Here is a 15791-nt window from a genome sequence, read left to right on the forward strand (position 1 = left end):
CCGTCACCTCAGTAGTTGCTGTCCAGCTCGGAGTAGTCCTCTTCCCTCTCCTCAACTTCCTCTTCCTTGACCTCTTCGAGGATTTCATCGAGGTACCTGGCAACGTCCTCCTTGCCGAGCTTCTTCCAGCGCTTGTCTTCCATGGTTATGTAGGCGACCTCTATGCTGTCGGGGCTGGGCTCCTCAAGGGTCTTCGCGAGCGCCATTATGGCCAGCTTTATCGCCCCTTCCATGTCTATGTCGTCGGTGTAGTGTTCCTCAAAGATGGCCATGACGGTGTTCCTTCCGCTGCCTATTGCCACGGCCTTCCATTCGAAGTAAGCCCCGCTGGGGTCGGTCTCGTAGAGCTCGGGCTCCTCATTGACGCCCGCCATGAGCAGGGCGGCACCGAAGGGCCTCACACCGCCGTACTGGGTGTGGGCCTGCTTGAGGTCGCAAATCTTCTTCACCAGAACGGTGAGCGGAACGGGTTCGCCGTAGGTCAGGCGGTAAACCTGGGCCTCAAGCCTGGCCCTGTCAACTAGAACCCTCGCATCGGCTATTATGCCGCTCGGAGCGGCCGCGATGTGGTCATCGATCTGGAAAATCTTCTCGTAGCTGCTCGGCTCGATGAGCTTGCTGGTTATCCTCTTTTCAACGGCGAGAACGACACCTTCCTTCCACTTGACTCCTACAGCGGTTGCTCCCCTCTTAACGGCCTCTCTTGCGTAGTTTACCTGGAAGAGCCTTCCGTCAGGGCTGAAAACAGTAATGGCCCTGTCGTAACCTGCCTGCGGTGGTACAAACGCCATTTTACATCACCTCTAACGTATTATCGTCATATCTCCTACTCTCTGCCCATACTTCTCGGGCGGCATAATTAAGCTTTTCTATTCACCCCGCAAGGCGAGCATCGCCATCTTTCTGGCTATTCTCCTGGCGAACTCCAGGGGGATGAATGCTATCACAAACAGTATCGCGGCCAGAATCAGGGACGGTTCCCGTCCGAGGGGCTGGACTATCATCATTCCAAAGGCTACCAGCAGAAAACCCATGCCAAACGCTAGGAATCTCCTGTATGTTTTGTTCATTGCCTCAAGGGTTTCCTCCATCCTCCCCACCGAGGCCTTTTTATTTCGAACCGGTTTTAAGTCTTTGGTGTTGCCGATGGAATGTCCGTTCTGCAACGCGAAGAGGGAGACAGTTCTTTACGATGACGGCATCATCAGGATACTCCTTGACTCCTACCCAGCCAGCAGAGGGCACCTGCTTGTCATCCCAAAGCGACACGTGGAGAGCTGGTGGGGACTGAGCAGGAAGGAGAGGGAGGCCCTGCTGGAGGGAATAGAGCTGGCGATGGAAAAACTGACCCAGACCCTGAAGCCGGACGGGTTCAACGTTGGAATGAACCTTGGAAAGGCTGCGGGGCAGACCGTTCCCCACATCCACATCCACGTCATCCCGCGCTGGGAAGGGGACTGCGCCCACCCACGAGGCGGCGTCAGAAAGGCTGTCCTCGATTTGGAGGACGAGAACCTCAGCATGAGGGGGCGGTGGGAGGGGAACAGGTTGAAGAAGGAAGAGATCGAGAAGCTCAGAGACGTCTTCAAGTTCTGACCGGATACTTTTCTCCGTTTTTCATGAGCTTCCGTTCAACCGCCTCGTCGAGGTCTATGCCCAGCTCGTGGGAGAGTAGAGCGAGATAGATAATGACATCGGCTATCTCGTCGGCTATGGCCTCCTTTTTGGCCGGGTCTTTCGCGGCCTCAAGTATCTCGGCGTCATCCTCCCACTGGAAGTGCTCAAGCAGTTCGCCCAGCTCAACTGCCACAGACACCGCCAGGTTTTTGGGCGTGTGGTACTCAGCCCAGCCCCGTGCATCGCGGAAGGAGACGACCCTTTCCTCAAGCTCTTTGAAGTCCATGGAACCACCTCAGTAGGCATGAGGTTCGGCCTTCCTCAGAAGCTCCAGTAGCTTTAGAAACTCCTCAAGCTCCTCCTTGGAGAAGTGCTCTTCGGCTTCGCTCTCGGGGTCGAGCCCGGCCAGCATCTCCCGGGCCTTCAGGAGGTCATCCAAATCCTCCTGGAGCTCAAGGACTCTCTGGGCAAACTCGTAGCTCGTGTGCGGACTCTCAAAGACTCTGTTCTGATTGGCAATTATCGCTATCTTCAGGTTCGCGATGGTTTCGTCGACCAGCTCGATAAGCTCCCCAACCTTCATATCCACCACGTCATAACCTACGCACCGGGGTATTTAAGCTTCCCCCGAAACCTTTTTACACCGAATGGAACAAAATTTTACACGGTGGCAAGGATGGATTTCGACCTCTTCATGGAGAGGTACGGATACAAGATCCTCTTCGGGATATTTGGGCTCGCCCTCATAGTGATATTCGGGGTTCTGGCGTTCTCTGTCTACACGGTTCTAAGGCTCTTTGGCCTGTTAGCCGGGGGACTGCTCCTTCTCTTCGTAGTCGTCTATGCATTCACCGTCAAGAGGCGCGTCATGGACGCCCAAGCACAGGCTCACGCGAAGTACTTCTATGACGACAGGCCGAGGAGGTGAGGAAAGTGGACATAGGGCTGTTCATGGAACGGTACGGATACAAAATTCTCACCGTGCTCTTCGCATCCATAGTGGTGGGCTGACCTCTTACCTGCCTAAAGGGCAAGATTTCAGAAGAAAAAGTGGTTATCAACGCTCACAGGGATTCCCCACCTGAGCTTTAAAGTATTCCTCGGCCCCCTGACGAGGATTTTGCCCTCCATCTTCCCGCTGATGCGCTTGAGGACTATTGCAGTCATATGCGAGCTGAACCATGATTTGTCCTCAAGCAAGTCCCGATAGCCCTCTTCGTCCGTCAAATCGCTTTCTCTTACTGAAACAAGTAGTTTATAACCGTTCAATCTCCTGATTAGAACATACTCCATCTCTTCCCTTCCTGACCTCTTAATCAGCTCGCAGAGACCATCCTCCAAGTCTAAGAGTTCTTTCTTCACTAGGGTAACGCTTGAAGGGAGAACCTCAAGCTTTCCCCGTTTTACGGTCTCGACCAACCATTCGTACAGGAGGAACTGATTGTTCCCTTCAAAGCCTGCATCTCTGAGGTCGTGGTCGTCCGTGTTAAATATTTCCCTCTTCTTATCAAGCACGAGGTGAATGTAATTATCAACACCCACAGCAATCACCCGACGCCCCGGTTTGTGCCTTAAAAATCCTCTCGGCCTTCTTGAGTAGTCCCCTGTCCTCAACCCGCCCTGCAATTGGCGCGAGAGTTGTTAACGTGAGGAGCCCGCTTAGTTCTGTTAAATCTTCAAAGTGCTCCCGGTAAAGTTCCTCATCAGTCAGGTCGTCAGCCCAAATCCTCATTAAAAGCCTGTAATCTCCCATACTCCTTACGAGCACATAGGCGTCCCATTCTTCCGGATTTTTCTTTTCAAGGGCATAAAGCCCGTCATCCCGCCCAATGAGCCCCTTTTAATCACCGAAAACGCTGAAGGGAGAATCTGGAGCTCCCCAAGCCCAAGTAGTTCCACCAGCCGGTCAATTAGGAAGTAATAGTTATCGTACTCAAGCCCCAGGTCTGTTAAATCGATATCATCCTGGTACCCCGAAATAAGTAATGCCTCCCCATTCATGAAGACTGTCAAAAATCTCATCAGCTCGTGGCTGTAAACGTCCCACCACCAGCCTCTCGGGTTGGGGTGGAGTTCAAGGACGGAGAACCAGCCGGCCAGATAAATTTTAAAATCCGCCCCTTCTATGAACCCTCCCCTCACTGTCTGCAGAGGTTGTTTAAACCACAGGTATCCCGAGCTGATGAGGTCAAAGCTCTTTTTCAGGATTCCTTTCCGCCTGAGATACATTATCTCAGCTCTTGTCCACTTATCGGTATTATCGGGGTCAAACCTCGCCCTGAACTCTCTCCTCAGGAACTCTTCTACGCGCTCGGGAGTTTGTTCAAAAACGAAGAGGAGGTAGTGGTCAACTCCCACTGTCATCACCTTTCAATAATCATGCCTCACAGCGACATGTGATTTATCCCAATTTGGGTTTTGAAATATTTTTCAGCTCTCTTCATGAGGAATTCATCCTCGACCCTCTTTCCAATGCGTTTTATTCTCAAATCTGTTAGACTGAGACTGAACCATGCCCTGTCCTCAAGAAGGTCCCGGTAACATTCGTCATCTCTCAGGTTGTCCCTTTTTATCGTAACCAGAACCTTATCTTCTCCCAGACTCTTTATCAAGACGTACTCCTTCTCACTCTCACCTGGCCTAGGCTCCAGCTCATAAAGTCCATCATCGAGGTTCAGGAGTTCCCCTTTTACTAAAGTGAAGCCAGAAGGGACGGCTTCCAGTTTTCCTTTTTCCACCTCCCCAACCAACCATTCGTAGAAGAGGAACTGGTTATCCTCTTTAAAGCCTGCATCTCTGAAATCATGGTCGTCCGTGTAACCACAGATGAGGACCGCCCCAGCCCTCATCAGCTTTCTGAGAAACTTCATTACTTCGGAACTCAAGACAAACATCCATCCGCTTGTCCATGCCTCAATCTGGACGAGCGTTGTGTTTTCTCTCGAGTATGTTTCAACATTGGCCAGGGCTATTAACCCTCCCCACTCTGGTATTGTCTTCATTGGATAGTCAATGTTCCCCACCTCTACCAGCTTGAATCCCCTCATATCAAACAGGAACCGCAGGTCCTTTTCCCTGTCCTCCCGCTGGTACGCGAGTTCGCGAGTGTACCTGAACTCGCGGGAGAGGTTCTCAAGCACTTCCCTCCAGGGCTTATCAAACACGGCAAGTGTATAATACGTGGTTCCCATACCACTCCCCCCATGATTCATTCATAATGGAAAATAAAGAAACAGGTTCAGTCGAATTCTGAAGCCAAGTAGAATACTTCAACGTCCACTCCGAACTTGGACTTTATCTCTTTTGGCAGGCGATATTTGTAGTAGTAATAAGACGCGGGGCTGTCAGCTCCCTCGGAGAAGTACACCTCAATCTTTCTGATTCCATTATTGATGGCGTACTCAGCGTACTTTGCAAGCTGTTCCTCGCTTATTTTATGTGCGTTTCTCTTGCACTCTATCAGCACGATATCTGACCCTTTCTTGGTTATGATGTCAACCTCCGTTAGAGTTCTTCCCGATGCGTCTCTAATCTCTTTCTCGACTTCTTTTATTGTCCACCCATTCTTTTTGAGGTAGCTAACCACTTCCGCCTCGTAGAGTGGACCCAGGGTTTTCTTCTTTTTTAAGTCTCTATTAATGGCCCCAATGAGTTTGCTTCCTCCGTGTTTAACGCTGCTTGCATCGTTAAGTACTTCTTCAAGCTTCTCAACGTCCCAGTCTCGGCGAATAACCTCCTTAAATGCATTCTTGTTAGTTAACCACTTCCTGATCCTTTTGAGGCTATCAACAACCTCATCAAAGTCCATGCCACGCCTTTTTACGTATTTCTCGCCTATCTCCTCGAGGTACTGCTTGCCCAGTTCATTTACAACCCACCTGGCGTTTTCTTTGCTGACTTTCGTGAATTCCCTAACCATTATTTTATGTCCCAGGTAGTCCTTTACGATGCCCATTGAAAATCTGGATATTTCATCCCCGTCCTTCGCGAGTATCTTGATTCCCCATTTTCCACCGCGAACGATGTCTGTTGGATCTGGAGCAAGAATAGTGGATAGTGCATCATACGCCATTGCTGCCTCAGGAGAGACGTAATGTTCGATAGCAAGACTTAACGCATTGTCCACGAGGATTGCACCTATTACCAGGACAATTCCCGGAACAGCCTGAGGCTGAACCTCATCTCTTGGCCCCTTCTCCGGACTGAACTCCTGCGGAACCGTTACTGTACTGTTCACCGTCGCGTTAACGAAGCTTGCCGTGGCACTAGCTCCACTGACCGTCATTCCCAAGAAGAGCACCACCAAGGCTAGAGCAAAAAACCTCTTCCAACCCATGAGTTCACCTCCAACGCTGTTCATATGGATAATAAATCCAAACCTTAAAAAATTTACTATTTTTAATATTAACAAGGCAATGACAATTGAAATTGAACTACTTCACTATTGGAACACCAAATTACAACCGCCAAAACAGGACAATTAAAGAACCGCCAGAAGCCAGAAACCCTACCCGAATATGGATTAACCTACCGGGAAACAGTCCAACCTCCCAAAGTTCGAGAAAGGAAGGGAAAGAGTGGGTTTGGAGAAGCCCAAACTGTGACTGACCTCCCACCCTGAAGGGCAAGGCTTTCGGAAGAAAATGTAATCAGCGTTCCGTTTCTCATCATGTTCTGGGGCTTCTCAGATTACGCACCGGTTGCCGGCGTTATCACTGTGGTGGCGTTCATCCTTGGGTTCTCTTCATAATGGCACCCAGGGGATGGCGCTCGGAGACTATGTCGAGAACGTTCGTCCGGACTTACAACAGGGTCTACTACACCAAGAACGAGAAAAAGCAACGGTGATTTCCGAAAATTTTTCGATTTTCATTGACACTTTTCTGAAGGTAGAGTTTTAACCCCCTCTGCAAAGAAACTACGGTGGTCATTGTGGAGGCAGTTAAGGCTTATCCTTCTGACTCAACCGAGCTCAAGACCAAGAAGCGCGAGAAAAAACTTCTCATGGGCAACGAGGCCATAGCTTACGGAGCCCTTGAGAGCGGTGTTGTCTTTGCGACAGGTTATCCCGGGACTCCTTCAACGGAGGTAATTGAGACCATAGCCCATCTGAAGCCCGAGGTATTCGCAGAGTGGGCGCCCAACGAGAAGGTTGCCCTTGAGGAAGCGGCCGGCGTTGCATACACAGGCCTCAGGGCGCTCGTTACCATGAAATGCGTCGGTCTCAACGTCGCGGCCGACCCGCTGATGAGTTTAGCATATTCCGGCGTTGAGGGTGGTTTGGTCATCCTCGTCGCCGACGACCCCGGGCCGCACACCAGCCAGACCGAGCAGGACGACAGGTATTATGGAAAAATCTCACTTTTGCCCGTCCTTGAGCCTGCCGACCCGCAGGAGGCCCACGATTTAATCATCTACGCCTATGAGCTGAGCGAGAAGTATAAAGTCCCAGTCATCTTCAGGACAACCACGAGGGTAAACCACACGACTGCAGATGTTGAAGTCGGCGAGTTCGTCGAGCTGAACCGAAAGCCGGTCTTCAAGAAGGACATTGAGCGCTACGTTAGAGCCAGCATGGAGGGCAACAGGAAGAGGCACCGCTGGTTGAACGAGACCCTGACAAAGATAGAGGAGGAGTTCAGCTCGATGCCCTTCAACTGGGTCGAGGGCGAGGGAAGGATTGGGATAATCGTCGAGGGCGCGCCCTACAACTACGTGCGCGAGGCTCTGCCAAAGATAAAGGGAGATTTTAAAATACTCAAGCTCTCGACCCCCCACCCTCTCCCGAGGAGGCTCGTGGTTGAGTTCCTCAAGAGCGTGGAGTTCGCGGTGGTTATAGAGGACGGTGCCCCGTTCCTTGAGGAAGAGGTCAAGATAGCGGCCTACGAGGCAGGCCTCAGCGTCCCAATCTACGGCAAGAGAACCGGCCACTTCCCGCTTGAGGGGGAGCTGACGCCTTCCCTTGTGAGGAATGCCCTTCTGGGGCTGATGGGCGAAGAGGGTGAGACCTACGAGAAGCCCGAGGAAGTTAAATACGCCGAAAGCCTCGCCCCGAAGAGGCCCCCGGTGATGTGTCCCGGCTGTCCGCACAGGGGAAGCTACAGAGCAGCCCTCGACGCTTTGAGGGATTTGAAGCTCGGAAGATACAGCGTCCCGATTCACGGCGACATAGGCTGCTATGCACTGTCGCTCCTTCCGCCGCTTGAAGCCATCTGGACGGAGTACGTTATGGGGGCGAGCATAAGCCTTGCCAACGGCCAGAGCGTGGCGCTGAACAAGAAGGTGATAGCCACCATCGGCGATTCAACGTTCTTCCACAACGGAATCCAGCCGCTGGTCGATGCCGTCTACAAGAACCTGAACGTCTTAGTTATGATACTCGACAACAGAACCACCGCAATGACCGGCCACCAGCCCCACCCCGGAACCGGAGGCAGTGAAACCGGCAGGAGGTTCAACGAGATAGACATCGAGGCCCTCGTCAAGGCTCTGGGTGTCAAGTACGTCAAAACCGTTGACCCCTACGACCTCAAGGCCACGAGGGAGGCCATCAAAGAGGCCATGAAGGTTGAAGGGCCGGCGGTAATAATAGCGAAACAGGAGTGCGTCATCCCTGTCATAAGGCGCGGTGAGATAGGCGAGATACCGCTCGTCATCGAGGAGAAGTGCACCGGCTGTAAAGCCTGCATCCTCTTAACCGGCTGTCCGGCGCTCGTTTACGACCCGGAGACGAACAAGGTGAGGATAGACAACCTGCTCTGCACCGGCTGTGGCGTCTGCAACCAGCTCTGCCCGTTCGATGCCATAAAATTCCCGAGCGAGCTGGAGAAGAGCTAATACCAGCCATAGCGCCAGCCACCCTCTCTTTCCCTTCTTGCATCTTCAACCTCGTCCGAGATTATCGCGTAGAAGAGGAGAAAGTAGGTTATGAGAAGGAAAAAGCCGATAACTGTCCCTATATTGGTATCCACCAGATAGAGAATCCAGATGCCGGCTGAGAAAAGGAGGAAAAGTCTCATCGCACCGTTCCGGATAAACCTCCAGTTTTCAGGACCCAGGTAATCAAGACTTCCCACGCTAGAAAACGGGTCGTGGAAGAACCAGTAGAGACCACTGGCCATTACCGATGATATCCCCACGGGAACCAGCATCAGGAGGGTGTAGATAATGGCAGACCACGGCTCCATTGTTACCCCTAGCAAAAGTATGCATGTAACGCTTTTAAGTTTTTGCCATCACTCCCTCCACACTTCCAGCACCATGAAGCGCCTCACGAGGGGGTTCGGATAGAGCTCCCAGCCGACCCCTTCAGTGTTTGCCTCGATTTCCCCGAAGAGGCCGCCCTCACGGGGGTCAAGGCTCTCGCCGTAGATTTTCCCGGAGCGTATCTCGACTTTCATATACCTCGGGAGACCAACGATAGCCCTGCCGTTCTCTCTGGCGTAGTCGATAGCCCACTTTGCGGTGTATATTCCAGAGTAAATCTCCGCTATCCTCACAGGAACGCTGGACTTGCCTATCGCGATCATCTCTATCCCCGTCTCCTCCCAGAACTTCTTTGCCAGCGGTTGAAGGTCTTTAGCCAGGTCTTTCCAGACCTCTTTACCCCGGTCTGTTATCGTGAGTGCCTCTATCGTCGGCTCGTCGAGCTTTCTGACTTCGATTCCGCCGAGGGTCGAGTCGAGATGTATCACATCGGGCTTAACTTTCCTCGCGAGTTCAACGGCTAAGAAAGCCTCCTCCCGAACGGCCTGTCTTCCGCTCATGTCGTAGCCGAATGGGTCAGCGTACTTAACGATGCTCAGCGTTGCCGTCCTGTATGGCTTCTCCACGAGAACCGCGGCGGTAGCTATCAGGCCTATGGGATTGTAACCCTCATCCAGCAGAGCACCACCCGTGTCAGCGGCGACTATCCTCATCGCAACCACCGTTAAGGACCAATTACCAATATACAACGGAAGCCAAATGTATAGCGGTGATAGCGTTGGATGGGTCAGGCGGTGTAGTTTATGAAGCTTTGGGTTCTTACATAGACGGCCTCTGCGGTTCAGTGTTTCTTGGAACCGCCCGGGGAAAGGTCGTCCTGTACAAAATGGGCACGTATCCCATGACGCCCACTGTGGATCCGCTCCCGTTTCTCAACGTGTTCTATTCCCGGGGCATGCTGGAGATAACCGGGATATGGAACAGAAATGGCAAGAGCGGAGCTTTTCTCCTGAAGATGGTTCCCTCCGGGATAGAAGTCAGGGAGAAGGGCATTATCTACATAACCTTCCATCCACGCGATGGGGGTATAGTTCTGGTCACTCTATACGGAAACGAAGGACTGGCAAGGACTCTCAAAGGTGCAGTTATGGACTGCAGAAGGAGCAGGAACGAGGAGGAAAAGATGCTGTCTTCGATCTCCACCCGCTGAGTCATCTATTACCTCTCTTACCGGGCAGGGACTCCCTAAGCCTCTTTACCTCCTCTCCCAGAGAACCCACTGTTTCTTCATCGAAGCCCGTAATCCCGGCGTACCGTGATATAACGCCATAAACTTCGGGATGCCTGCTTTTCAGAATCCCTTCCATCTCCCGGGCAGACATGAGAAGGCCAGTATCAAGATAAACGAGGTATGCACCGATGGTGTAGAGGGCGTCCATGTAGGCATTGTAGGCCATATCAAACCGCCTTTCCTCCAGATAGTAATCTGCACGGCGTATGTATGCCAGAACCTTCTCCATAAGCTCCGCTTCCATTCCTCCCACCACGCATGGTTTATAAGGAGAGACCTAATAAACCTGTCGAGGGACTATGAGGGCAGGAAAACTGGTCTGGGCGGCCACGGTGCTCATAATAATCTACATTACGTGGAAGGCAATCAGTCCGCTGATAACACCGATATTCTTCGGACTGATTCTGGCCTACGCGGCCCATCCAATCCACCGGCGGCTGAGCCCCAGGATTGGAGGAATGAAATCGGCCCTCCTTCTTACGGTGGGGATGCTCGGTCTTGGAAGTATCGTTACCTTCGAGATCCTCATGATATCGGTTCAGGTTGCATCGTCCTTCTACCACAGTATTGTCGATTTCTTCAGGTGGCTGATGACACAGCCACTGCCCCCCGAGGTTCTCGACTTTCTCCAGAACTTCTTCAATCAGCTGGTTCCCCGGCTTTCGGACTACATATCGAGGCAGGCATTCTCGCTCCCCATGTACCTTCTCCAGCTCGTTGTCTTTCTGTTCACGTTCTATTACGCGCTCGCCTTTTCCAGGGAGATAGCGGAGGAAATACGGCTGGCGATACCCGAGAGAAACCGCCACCTGGGGGAGGAGATACTGGAGAGCCTCAACAAGACCCTTGGAGCACTCGTGAGGGCGTGGCTCATCCTCAATGTCGTTAAGGGCGTGCTCATGACACTGGGCTTCATAGCTTTCGGGGTTTCCGATGTATATACGGCGATAGTTGCGGGCTTCCTGACGTTCATCTTCTCCTTCGTCCCCCTCTTTGAGGGCTGGATGATATGGCTTATCGCCGCGGCGTACTTCGCCAGGGAGGGCATGTACCTGCACGCGGTCGGGATATCCCTCTACGGCTTCCTGCTGGTCTCGCCAATGCCGGACTACACTATAAGGCCCATGATGGTGGCTAAGGATACAAACCTAGACGAAACCCTGGTCTTCATAGGGATGATAGGCGGAACCTGGGCCATGGGGGTGAAGGGCCTGATAATCGGCCCGATAGTTCTCAACCTTCTCCTGGTTCTTCTGAAAGAATGGAAGAGGGTGGTCTCTAAAGAACCTTCACACCGGCACTCTCAAGCTCCCCCAAAGCCCGCTCCTCATCCTGTGGGTTGATTCCCTTCACCGCATCCCTGAGGAGATACGTCTCGAAGCCGTGTTTGACGGCATCAAGGGCCGTTGCTTTAACGCAGTACTCGGTCGCAACGCCACAGATGTAGACCCTTTTAACCCCGCGCTTTTTAAGTATCTCCGCCAGCTCGGTGCCCTCAAAGCCGGAGTATGCTTCTTTATCCGGCTCCGTCGCCTTGGATATTATCACCGCATCGGCCGGAAGTTCCACCACGAACTCGGCACCTGGAGTGTTCTGGACGCAGTGCTTCGGCCAAGGGCCGCCACGCTCTCTAAAGCTGATGTGGTTCTCGGGGTGCCAGTCGCGGGTGGCAACTATCAGCGCCCCCCTCTCCATGAAGGCTTTGATGTAGCGGTTGCACCGGGGAATTATCCTGTCGCCCTCAGGAACGGGTAATGCTCCCCCCGGCATGAAATCCCTCTGCATGTCAACAACTATAAGGGCCTCCTCGGGCATCTGCCTCACCGAGAATAGATTCGCGGAAAAGGTTAAAACCCTTATCAGAACAGCTCACCGTTTATGAACTTCCGGGTCAGCTCGTTCCTCGGGTTTTCAAAGACATCCCTCGTTTTCCCCACCTCAACTATCCTTCCAGCGTACATGTGGGCGACCCTGTCGGCGAGCCTCTTCGCCTGGAACATGTTGTGGGTCGAGAAGACTATCGTCGTGCCGTTCTCCTTGGTAACCTCCTTTACGATGTCTTCTATTATGGCCGAGTTCGTTGGGTCAAGATTAGCGGTCGGCTCGTCCATCAGGAGGAGCTTCGGCTCAAGGACTATTGCCCTCGCTATGGCGACGCGTTGCTTCTCCCCACCGGACAGCGTTTTGGCCTTCCTGTTCTCGTAGCCCTCAAGCCTCACGAGGGAGAGCACCTCTAGCACTTTTTTCTCAATCTCGGCCTTGGGGTAGCCCCTCAGCCTCAGGCCGTAGGCTATGTTCTTGAAAACCGTCGTGTTGAACATTACCGGAGTCTGAAACACCATGGTGATGTTTTTTCTCAGCTCCCCCGGCCGGCTCCAGTTGACGGGCTTCCCATCGAAAACGTACTCACCCGAGTCGGGCCTCTCAAGCAGAGCTAAAATCCGCAGGAGGGTGGTCTTTCCGGCACCGCTGTGTCCCATGACGCAGAATATCTCGCCCTTTTTGACCTCAAGGCTAACTCCATTCAGCGCCCTGTGGTCTCCGTAGCTTTTGACTAAGTTCTCGACCCTCACTATCATTCCAACCACTTCCGCACGAGGTTTGAAAGCAGGTTTACGGCAAGGACTATGCCCATGAGGATTATGCCCAGCGCTATGGCCACGCTCATCTCTGCCCTGACGGTGTACATCTGTATTGCCGTGGTAAGAACCCTGGTGTTGTAAACGCCACCCTTGACGTAGATGTTGCCGCCGATCATGAGGGCTATGCCGAGCTCGGCTATGGCCCTGTTGAATGCAGCTATGATGGCCAGAACTATTCCCCCGACGCTCTCCCTGACCACCTGGAAGGATGCACGTATCTCATCGGCACCGAGCGTTAAGGCCAGCTCTCTCACCTCACCCTCTATAGACTCCAGTGAGTTCACGACTATGCTCATGATTATCGGGGTTATCAGGAGGGCCTGACCGACGCTTATCCCCATCTCCGTGTAGAGAAGGCCGAGAGAACCGAGCGGTCCGAGGGGGACGAACATCAGGTAGAGCACCAGGCCCCAGATAACGGTCGGGACTCCCATGAGCCCGTTTATCAGGGTCTTAACCAGCCATTTGCCGGGGAAATCTTTCAGGCCGAGGAGCACTGAAATCGGCAGAGACCACGCCACTGCCATCAGTGTCGCTACACCGGAGACCTTGATGGAACGGAGGGCTATCTCTATCACGTAGGGGTCGTCTATCAGCTTCACCGCCTCTGAAAATCCCTGGATTATGTAGTCCCATGCCATCTGTCATCCACCCGGAGATGGAGGGAAGAAATAAAAGGCTTAGCCCCCAACCACCGAGGCCGGGAACTCGAAGAAGTCGTAGGTGGCGTTGTACCTGAACTTCTCGGGGCATTCGGTGTATTTATCCCCGTCCTTCATGAAGCCGTACTTGAGGATCCACTTGAAGACATCCCCCTGCTCGCTCTTGAGGACCGGAACGGCTGGGTAGAACAGGGGCCTTCCAAACTCCTCCTTTCCGTACTCGGCTATGGCCTTCTGACCCTCCTCACTGGTCAGCCACTCAGCCAGGAGCATGGCATCCTCAAAGTCCTTGCCGGGTATCTTCTTCGGGTTGATTATGATTATAGCGTAGACGTTTATGAGCTCCTCCCCCTTGTCAACGAGGACGTCCAGGTTTATCTTGCCCTCCTTCTGGTACTTGAGGTAGGTTCCTATGTCCGAGAGGGTGTAGGCCTTTCTCTCGCTCGTGTATAGGAGCGTGTTGCCCATTCCAGCACCGGTGGTTCCGAACCAGCTCTCGTTCTTCAGCTCGTTGAAATCAAAGCCCGCCTTCTCCCACAGGGCTATCTCCTTCGTGTTGGTTCCCGAACCGTCGTCCCTTGAGACCCAGACGATTTTATCCGGATGGGCCCTGCCGTACTCGACGATCTTCTTGAGCGCCTCGGAAACGCTCAGGCCCCTTATTCCGGCAGGGTCGTCCTTCGGGCCGACTATTACGAAGAAGTTGTACGCGAAGACCTTTCTGTTCACGCCGTAGCCCTCCTCCATGAAGGCTTGTTCCTTTGGAAGTGCATGCACGAGTATGGCATCGCTGGCACCGCTTTTAGCATCGAGAATCGCCCCACCGGTTCCCTTGGGGATAAAGCGGAGCTCTATGTTGTACTTCTCCTTGAAAATCGGTGCAACCACGTTCTCAAGGATTCCGGTATCGTAGAGGCTGGTGGTGGTTGAAATCGTAAGAACCTTGGGCTTCTCTGTCGCCGTTTGAGTTCCGTTGGTACTCCCTATGCATCCGTAGGAAAGCCCAGTTAGGAGCAGAACCAGCAAAACAAGTGTGTTTACCCTCTTATTCATAGTGCCCACCGTTAGCTGGACGAAGACAGAATTTATAAACATTTTTGTCCATTTTAAGCAATTTTGTTTAACAACCTGCCGAAAAAATTAAGGCTAAAGCTCAAGCCTGTCCCTGAACCGGGACATATCAACGCCCTTGTCCATCCCAAAGAGGTAAGCCAGAACCTTCTCGTCCAGGTCGCCGTAGCGCTCGCGCATGGATCTTATTCCCTCGATGACCTCCTCCCTCTCCCAGCCGAGGGACTCGGCTATGTAAGAGACCATTTCATTGAAAAGGTCTTTTTCAACTTCTTCCTCCGCTAGCAGGGCTTTGTTAACGACCAGAAGGCCGTCCTTTTCCTCAAGGACTCCCTCCTCCAGGGACTTCGCTATGAGTTCTTTCGCGCTCTTCACGTCCATAAGACGGAGGCTGAAGGCCAGTATCCCCACGAGTTCGCTCCGGGTGAACTCAAGGGAGCCCTTATACTCAACCGCGCGTTTTATCGGGTGCACGCAACCACCTAACTTTTTTAGGGCGCTGGAATAAATAAACCTTTGCATAACTCCGTTAGATGTTTAAGCACCCGCGAGAACTCTAAACGGTGATGCCGATGGAGCAGAGGACTCACAGGCTGACCTCTGAAAAATTGGTTGGAAAACCCGTGAAAATTGAGAAGGATTACGCGGAGGTCCTTCTGGAGACGACGGAAGAGATGGCGGTTGATGAATACGGGCTCGTTCACGGCGGCTTCACCTTCGGACTGGCCGACTACGCGGCAATACTCGCGGTAAACGAGCCGACGGTCGTTCTCGGGAAGGCCGATGTCAAGTTCCTGAAGCCAGTCAAGGTCGGTGAAAAGCTGACCGCCAAGGCCGAAGTGAGCGAAGACCTCGGGAGGAAGAAGATAGTAAAGGCAGAGGTCTTCAACGAGAAGAACGAGAAAGTCTTCGAGGGAACCTTCCACTGCTACGTTCTGGAGAAGCACGTGCTCGAATGAGCCAAAATTTTTTAAGCCTTGATATCGTATTCCGATATCGGTGTTAGATATGAAGTACCGGGACTTCCTAACGCTACACGTTCTCCATCACGCGAACGAGGAACCCGTCACAGGTTCATTCCTGATGGAAGAGCTCAAGAGACACGGTTACAGCATCAGCCCGGGGACGATGTACCCTCTCCTCCACTCCCTCGAAAGGGAAGGCCTCCTAAGGAGCCACTGGGAGGTAAGGGACGGCAGGCGGGCTAGGGTCTACGAGATAACCGAGGCGGGGAAAGAGACACTGGAAGAGGGCAAGAAAAAGCTGAAGGAGCTCTGCACGGAACTCCTGGGGGAATGAACG

At 52.8% G+C, this 15791-nt stretch carries 24 protein-coding genes; 7 read left to right on the forward strand and 17 right to left on the reverse strand.

All coding sequences use genetic code 11. The features are described from left to right. Positions 1–8 precede the first annotated feature (8 nt). Positions 9–791 carry an archaeal proteasome endopeptidase complex subunit alpha gene (gene psmA / locus NUS69_RS06855; protein WP_258083111.1) on the reverse strand — a complete coding sequence of 261 codons (783 nt, stop codon included), beginning with the start codon at positions 789–791 and terminating at the stop codon, positions 9–11. 78 nt (positions 792–869) lie between these two features. Continuing rightward, positions 870–1091, reverse strand: a complete 222-nt coding sequence (locus NUS69_RS06860) for a hypothetical protein (RefSeq protein ID WP_258085015.1) — start codon at positions 1089–1091, stop codon at positions 870–872. Positions 1092–1146: 55 nt separating this feature from the next. Between NUS69_RS06860 and NUS69_RS06865 the strand changes: the two genes are divergently transcribed. Continuing rightward, positions 1147–1596 carry an HIT family protein gene (locus tag NUS69_RS06865; protein WP_258085016.1) on the forward strand — a complete coding sequence of 150 codons (450 nt, stop codon included), beginning with the start codon at positions 1147–1149 and terminating at the stop codon, positions 1594–1596. Here NUS69_RS06865 and NUS69_RS06870 read toward each other — a convergent pair. Both NUS69_RS06870 and NUS69_RS06875 read right to left on the reverse strand, forming a co-directional pair. Next, complete coding sequence (locus NUS69_RS06870) at positions 1586–1903, reverse strand: nucleotide pyrophosphohydrolase (protein ID WP_258083112.1); 318 nt, start codon at positions 1901–1903, stop codon at positions 1586–1588. The genes NUS69_RS06865 and NUS69_RS06870 overlap by 11 nt on opposite strands. 9 nt (positions 1904–1912) lie before the next feature. Then, the gene (locus NUS69_RS06875; protein WP_258085017.1) at positions 1913–2200 is read right to left on the reverse strand and encodes a hypothetical protein; all 288 of its coding nucleotides are present in this window, start codon (positions 2198–2200) and stop codon (positions 1913–1915) included. A gap of 93 nt (positions 2201–2293) precedes the next feature. Between NUS69_RS06875 and NUS69_RS06880 the strand changes: the two genes are divergently transcribed. Then, entirely contained in the window at positions 2294–2545 is a 252-nt protein-coding gene (locus NUS69_RS06880) for a hypothetical protein (protein WP_258085018.1), read from the forward strand. A 110-nt stretch (positions 2546–2655) separates the two neighbouring features. Here NUS69_RS06880 and NUS69_RS06885 read toward each other — a convergent pair whose 3' ends face one another. From NUS69_RS06885 to NUS69_RS06905, 5 genes are read right to left on the reverse strand one after another with little or no spacing between them, the layout of a single operon-like run. After that, complete coding sequence (locus tag NUS69_RS06885) at positions 2656–3159, reverse strand: hypothetical protein (RefSeq protein ID WP_258083113.1); 504 nt, start codon at positions 3157–3159, stop codon at positions 2656–2658. Then, complete coding sequence (locus tag NUS69_RS06890; RefSeq protein ID WP_258083114.1) at positions 3149–3370, reverse strand: hypothetical protein; 222 nt, start codon at positions 3368–3370, stop codon at positions 3149–3151. The genes NUS69_RS06885 and NUS69_RS06890 overlap by 11 nt, the downstream gene beginning before the upstream one ends. 5 nt (positions 3371–3375) lie before the next feature. Next, positions 3376–3981 carry a hypothetical protein gene (locus tag NUS69_RS06895; protein ID WP_258083115.1) on the reverse strand — a complete coding sequence of 202 codons (606 nt, stop codon included), beginning with the start codon at positions 3979–3981 and terminating at the stop codon, positions 3376–3378. A gap of 20 nt (positions 3982–4001) precedes the next feature. Further along, on the reverse strand, positions 4002–4808 hold the full coding sequence (locus NUS69_RS06900) for a hypothetical protein (RefSeq protein ID WP_258083116.1): 807 nt from the start codon (positions 4806–4808) through the stop codon (positions 4002–4004). 47 nt (positions 4809–4855) lie between these two features. Then, positions 4856–5977, reverse strand: a complete 1122-nt coding sequence (locus tag NUS69_RS06905; RefSeq protein WP_258083117.1) for a PDDEXK family nuclease — start codon at positions 5975–5977, stop codon at positions 4856–4858. Between the two features lie 572 nt (positions 5978–6549). On the opposite strand from NUS69_RS06905, the gene iorA reads away from it, so the two are divergent. Continuing rightward, a complete protein-coding gene (iorA, locus tag NUS69_RS06910; protein WP_258085019.1) occupies positions 6550–8454 on the forward strand; it encodes an indolepyruvate ferredoxin oxidoreductase subunit alpha in 1905 nt (634 codons plus the stop codon). Here the strand turns inward: iorA and NUS69_RS06915 are convergent. Together NUS69_RS06915 and NUS69_RS06920 are read right to left on the reverse strand one after the other, a co-directional pair. Next, positions 8451–8804, reverse strand: a complete 354-nt coding sequence (locus NUS69_RS06915; RefSeq protein ID WP_258083118.1) for a hypothetical protein — start codon at positions 8802–8804, stop codon at positions 8451–8453. The two genes, iorA and NUS69_RS06915, sit on opposite strands and share 4 nt — an antisense overlap. A 48-nt stretch (positions 8805–8852) precedes the next feature. Further along, complete coding sequence (locus NUS69_RS06920) at positions 8853–9536, reverse strand: DUF4152 family protein (RefSeq protein ID WP_258083119.1); 684 nt, start codon at positions 9534–9536, stop codon at positions 8853–8855. 65 nt (positions 9537–9601) lie between these two features. On the opposite strand from NUS69_RS06920, the gene NUS69_RS06925 reads away from it, so the two are divergent. Further along, entirely contained in the window at positions 9602–10033 is a 432-nt protein-coding gene (locus NUS69_RS06925) for a hypothetical protein (protein WP_258083120.1), read from the forward strand. A gap of 1 nt (position 10034) precedes the next feature. Here the strand turns inward: NUS69_RS06925 and NUS69_RS06930 are convergent, their stop codons facing one another. Then, complete coding sequence (locus NUS69_RS06930; protein ID WP_258083121.1) at positions 10035–10358, reverse strand: hypothetical protein; 324 nt, start codon at positions 10356–10358, stop codon at positions 10035–10037. 55 nt (positions 10359–10413) lie between these two features. On the opposite strand from NUS69_RS06930, the gene NUS69_RS06935 reads away from it, so the two are divergent. Further along, positions 10414–11457 (forward strand): AI-2E family transporter, encoded by a 1044-nt coding sequence (locus NUS69_RS06935; RefSeq protein ID WP_258083122.1) that lies wholly within the window; start codon positions 10414–10416, stop codon positions 11455–11457. Here the strand turns inward: NUS69_RS06935 and NUS69_RS06940 are convergent. The 5 genes from NUS69_RS06940 to NUS69_RS06960 form a co-directional block, all read right to left on the reverse strand. After that, positions 11393–11929, reverse strand: a complete 537-nt coding sequence (locus tag NUS69_RS06940; protein WP_258085020.1) for a nicotinamidase — start codon at positions 11927–11929, stop codon at positions 11393–11395. The two genes, NUS69_RS06935 and NUS69_RS06940, sit on opposite strands and share 65 nt — an antisense overlap. Before the next feature lie 44 nt (positions 11930–11973). Beyond that, positions 11974–12693, reverse strand: a complete 720-nt coding sequence (locus NUS69_RS06945) for an ABC transporter ATP-binding protein (protein WP_258083123.1) — start codon at positions 12691–12693, stop codon at positions 11974–11976. Beyond that, entirely contained in the window at positions 12690–13397 is a 708-nt protein-coding gene (locus tag NUS69_RS06950) for an ABC transporter permease (RefSeq protein ID WP_258083124.1), read from the reverse strand. The genes NUS69_RS06945 and NUS69_RS06950 overlap by 4 nt, the downstream gene beginning before the upstream one ends. A 39-nt stretch (positions 13398–13436) precedes the next feature. Next, positions 13437–14471 (reverse strand): substrate-binding domain-containing protein, encoded by a 1035-nt coding sequence (locus NUS69_RS06955; RefSeq protein WP_258085021.1) that lies wholly within the window; start codon positions 14469–14471, stop codon positions 13437–13439. 93 nt (positions 14472–14564) lie between these two features. Next, a complete protein-coding gene (locus NUS69_RS06960) occupies positions 14565–14963 on the reverse strand; it encodes a DUF2240 family protein (RefSeq protein WP_258083125.1) in 399 nt (132 codons plus the stop codon). 98 nt (positions 14964–15061) lie between these two features. Here NUS69_RS06960 and NUS69_RS06965 point away from each other — a divergent pair, with 98 nt between their 5' ends. Both NUS69_RS06965 and NUS69_RS06970 read left to right on the forward strand, forming a co-directional pair. Beyond that, positions 15062–15448, forward strand: coding sequence for a PaaI family thioesterase (locus tag NUS69_RS06965; protein ID WP_258085022.1), 387 nt, complete (start codon positions 15062–15064; stop codon positions 15446–15448). Between the two features lie 49 nt (positions 15449–15497). Continuing rightward, the gene (locus NUS69_RS06970; RefSeq protein WP_258083126.1) at positions 15498–15788 is read left to right on the forward strand and encodes a PadR family transcriptional regulator; all 291 of its coding nucleotides are present in this window, start codon (positions 15498–15500) and stop codon (positions 15786–15788) included. Positions 15789–15791: the final 3 nt, after the last annotated feature.

This window comes from Thermococcus thermotolerans (assembly GCF_024707485.1).
GTDB lineage: Archaea > Methanobacteriota_B > Thermococci > Thermococcales > Thermococcaceae > Thermococcus > Thermococcus thermotolerans.

Coding starts and splice junctions, on each gene's coding strand:
- psmA (WP_258083111.1), bottom strand. CDS start 791: ATGGCGTTTGTACCACCGCAGGCAGGTTACGACAGGGCCATTACTGTT.
- NUS69_RS06860 (WP_258085015.1), bottom strand. CDS start 1,091: ATGGAGGAAACCCTTGAGGCAATGAACAAAACATACAGGAGATTCCTA.
- NUS69_RS06865 (WP_258085016.1), top strand. CDS start 1,147: ATGGAATGTCCGTTCTGCAACGCGAAGAGGGAGACAGTTCTTTACGAT.
- NUS69_RS06870 (WP_258083112.1), bottom strand. CDS start 1,903: ATGGACTTCAAAGAGCTTGAGGAAAGGGTCGTCTCCTTCCGCGATGCA.
- NUS69_RS06875 (WP_258085017.1), bottom strand. CDS start 2,200: ATGAAGGTTGGGGAGCTTATCGAGCTGGTCGACGAAACCATCGCGAAC.
- NUS69_RS06880 (WP_258085018.1), top strand. CDS start 2,294: ATGGATTTCGACCTCTTCATGGAGAGGTACGGATACAAGATCCTCTTC.
- NUS69_RS06890 (WP_258083114.1), bottom strand. CDS start 3,370: ATGGGAGATTACAGGCTTTTAATGAGGATTTGGGCTGACGACCTGACT.
- NUS69_RS06895 (WP_258083115.1), bottom strand. CDS start 3,981: ATGACAGTGGGAGTTGACCACTACCTCCTCTTCGTTTTTGAACAAACT.
- NUS69_RS06900 (WP_258083116.1), bottom strand. CDS start 4,808: ATGGGAACCACGTATTATACACTTGCCGTGTTTGATAAGCCCTGGAGG.
- NUS69_RS06905 (WP_258083117.1), bottom strand. CDS start 5,977: ATGAACAGCGTTGGAGGTGAACTCATGGGTTGGAAGAGGTTTTTTGCT.
- NUS69_RS06915 (WP_258083118.1), bottom strand. CDS start 8,804: ATGGAGCCGTGGTCTGCCATTATCTACACCCTCCTGATGCTGGTTCCC.
- NUS69_RS06920 (WP_258083119.1), bottom strand. CDS start 9,536: ATGAGGATAGTCGCCGCTGACACGGGTGGTGCTCTGCTGGATGAGGGT.
- NUS69_RS06930 (WP_258083121.1), bottom strand. CDS start 10,358: ATGGAAGCGGAGCTTATGGAGAAGGTTCTGGCATACATACGCCGTGCA.
- NUS69_RS06935 (WP_258083122.1), top strand. CDS start 10,414: ATGAGGGCAGGAAAACTGGTCTGGGCGGCCACGGTGCTCATAATAATC.
- NUS69_RS06940 (WP_258085020.1), bottom strand. CDS start 11,929: ATGCCCGAGGAGGCCCTTATAGTTGTTGACATGCAGAGGGATTTCATG.
- NUS69_RS06945 (WP_258083123.1), bottom strand. CDS start 12,693: ATGATAGTGAGGGTCGAGAACTTAGTCAAAAGCTACGGAGACCACAGG.
- NUS69_RS06950 (WP_258083124.1), bottom strand. CDS start 13,397: ATGGCATGGGACTACATAATCCAGGGATTTTCAGAGGCGGTGAAGCTG.
- NUS69_RS06955 (WP_258085021.1), bottom strand. CDS start 14,471: ATGAATAAGAGGGTAAACACACTTGTTTTGCTGGTTCTGCTCCTAACT.
- NUS69_RS06965 (WP_258085022.1), top strand. CDS start 15,062: ATGGAGCAGAGGACTCACAGGCTGACCTCTGAAAAATTGGTTGGAAAA.
- NUS69_RS06970 (WP_258083126.1), top strand. CDS start 15,498: ATGAAGTACCGGGACTTCCTAACGCTACACGTTCTCCATCACGCGAAC.